A 2614-nucleotide genomic window follows, 5' to 3' on the forward strand; every position below is an offset into this window, starting at 1 on the left:
AGAGGAGATCATGACCCTTCTCCGCGATCAGGACGTAGGAACTTACCTTCTAGCCAGCCAGATCGCGCAACGGGAGATCTATCGACAGATCTTCGCACTTGGCACCACAGCTCACGAGTGCAAGCGCTATATGCGCGGCGTCAAGGAGGCTAGGGCAGAGATTGAAGGCCTCGCCTTAGAACTCTCGCAGTACATCGCTCAATCTCGCGAAAAAAAGGTTGTAAATGAATAAGGAAAATAATCAAAAGAAGGCGAAGCCCGCTGGCAACCTGTCGCTCGCTGCTGGCCTCCTGAAGGGCTTGAACAACGAACGGGCCGCCTTGGACCAGCGCGCTCAACCAGAGGAGAAAGCGCAAACGCCTCTAAGCCCGCGACCTTCCGCAGCAGCCGAGCCAATAGCCGCCATTGCGATCCCCGTGTCCCCGGCGACAGCCAATGGCAATCGCTTTCCTATCCTCATTGCAGATTGCATCTCGAATCCATACAACCCGCGTGAGTTCTATCCTGAATCCAAGGTCCAAGAACTTGCCCTGACACTGCAGCGTGATGGACAGATTGAGGCGATCAAGGTCACCCAATTGCCGCAATACCCGGGCAAGTACGTTCTAATCGACGGGGAACGACGTCTTCGAGCAAAGCGCTCTTTGGGAGAGAAGTTCATTGATGCTGAGTTGCGATCAGACACAACGCCTACCGAACTCTATTCAATCGCCTATCGAGCGAACAATGACCACGAGCGCCAAACCATCTTTGATGATGCAATTGCTTGGCGGCGCGTGCTCGAGGAAAAGGTCTTCGTGGAACAAAACGCGCTAGCGGAGAGAGTCGGTCGGGATAAGGCGTATGTCAGCAAGGTACTGTCGCTGAACGCATTGCCGCGGCCGATACTTGAGCGCATGGCGGAGTTTGCAGATAGGGTAGGGCTCCAGGCCGCCTATTTCATCAAACTGATTTTTGACAAAGCTGGCGAAGAACAAGCGACGCGAAATCTATCTGCCGTAATTGATGGTAAGCGAACCGTAAGACAACTCGAGCTCGCCGTGAGGGATCTTACGACGCCAAGCTCATCCGGCAAGAAGGAGCGAGCCCGCTATCACCAACGATATGACTTCAAAACCGACGGCCAATCTTTTGGTCAATTGAAAACGTTTCCTGATGGGCGAATCAATCTTGAACTCGTAGAGATTCCTGCCACCCAACAGGAGGCGCTTGCCGATAAGCTAAAGGAAATCGTCGAGTCCTTCACCAACGCAAAGCCATCGGCTTCTACTTCAGTCTAGGCTGAGAGTGGCGTCAGTGGACTCCCGCCGGATTGCAACCTGTAGGGCATGTGAACGACAGGTGAACACGCAGCACGCTTATGTCCGGCGCGTTGATGCGAGTTGCCCTAATCCACGTTGGATGGCGCAATTGGAAGGGGCAACGCCGAGCATCTGCCGAGGCGGGGCAGGGGTACGCATGGGCAGCATCAAAGTGCACATTGACGATACAGAATGCTGTTGACGCCGTAGCGCGGGTCCACCTTGAGAAGGTAGCAGCTTACGCCAAACCACCGAAGGGTGTTCGGGTAGCGCATCGTCGGGTGCGATCCAGTCAGGCTTCCCGGCCTCGACATCGGCGAATTTGGCCGCTCTGCCTCTCCTGGCCGCGTACAGCGCGACGCGGATCGGCCCGATGTGCTTGCTCATCGGGTGCGGGTGCGGGCGCTTGATCGACCGCACCGCGACGTCAGCGTCGCGCCGGGTCAGGCTGGCCAGTTCATTACCTGTATGGAGTTCGTAGCTCAGTGCCGCTTCCAGCGCCACCCCCATCTGCTCGGCGGAACGCTATCAGGGATAGGTGACGCACGTCATATTGGCACGGGGGGCGGCGTGCTCGGCCAACTGAGTAACCAGCTCCGTTGCGAGATGGCCCGCACGCGTTCCCTCGAACGAGAGACGCTAGCCCTGAAGCCTTCTGATAACGACAAGCTGAAACTGCGCGATTTCCTCGTGGACCCGCCGCCATCGGAGGCCATTACCCCAAACACACCACAGCCCGGCACAGTAAATTCGCGGTTTCTATCTCTGATAATCTCCGTTATCACATATCAGACCAAGCCGGAGAGACCCATGATTGAACTGCCGACCGCCATCCCCGATGTCGACGTGCTGCTCGCGCTCGAGCCGGAGGAGCTGGCCGCCAAGGTACTTTTCCTGCTGCGAAAACGGCAGGAGGCCATGTTCAACCTGGGCAACCTGCGGATGGAGCTGGGCATGACTGGTCATACCCAGTATCCGCGCCACCGGCTGGATGAAGTCGACCTTGCGCTGGCCGAGGCGTTTGCGTGGCTCGAAGCGCAGGGGCTGCTAGTTCCCGCCGAGGGCATGAACGGGAACAATGGTTTCCGGCATCTGAGCCGGCGTGCGCAACGCTTCGAGAACGAAGCGGCGTTCACCGACTACCAGACTGCCCGGCTGCTGCCGAAGGAACTGCTGCACCCGGCGATCGCCACGACGGTCTGGCTGTCGTTCATGCGCGGCGCCTACGAGACCGCAGCGTTCGAGGCAATGCGGGAGGTAGAGATTGCTGTGCGAAAGGCCGCAAGCTACGGCGACTCCGCGCACGGCATGCC

The 2614-nt window shown here is 58.0% G+C and carries 2 protein-coding genes and 1 pseudogene; all 3 read left to right on the plus strand.

Annotation, left to right across the window (positions count from 1 at the left end; translation table 11 throughout):
* Positions 1-232: pseudogene (locus AC1DKD_RS40580) on the plus strand (ParA family protein); the annotation flags it as partial.
* Positions 225-1280 carry a ParB/RepB/Spo0J family partition protein gene (locus AC1DKD_RS40585; RefSeq protein WP_477103180.1) on the plus strand — a complete coding sequence of 352 codons (1056 nt, stop codon included), beginning with the start codon at positions 225-227 and terminating at the stop codon, positions 1278-1280. The pseudogene AC1DKD_RS40580 and the gene AC1DKD_RS40585, both read left to right, overlap by 8 nt.
* A gap of 831 nt (positions 1281-2111) precedes the next feature.
* Positions 2112-2614, plus strand: a 503-nt coding sequence (locus AC1DKD_RS40590) for a TIGR02391 family protein (RefSeq protein ID WP_477144678.1), incomplete at its 3' end; no start/stop codon positions are given.

The sequence above is a fragment of the Cupriavidus sp. 05T313 genome, assembly GCF_056396665.1.

Bases quoted from the DNA above. Each gene is read 5' to 3' on its own strand.
- AC1DKD_RS40585 (WP_477103180.1), top strand. From the start codon at position 225: ATGAATAAGGAAAATAATCAAAAGAAGGCGAAGCCCGCTGGCAACCTG.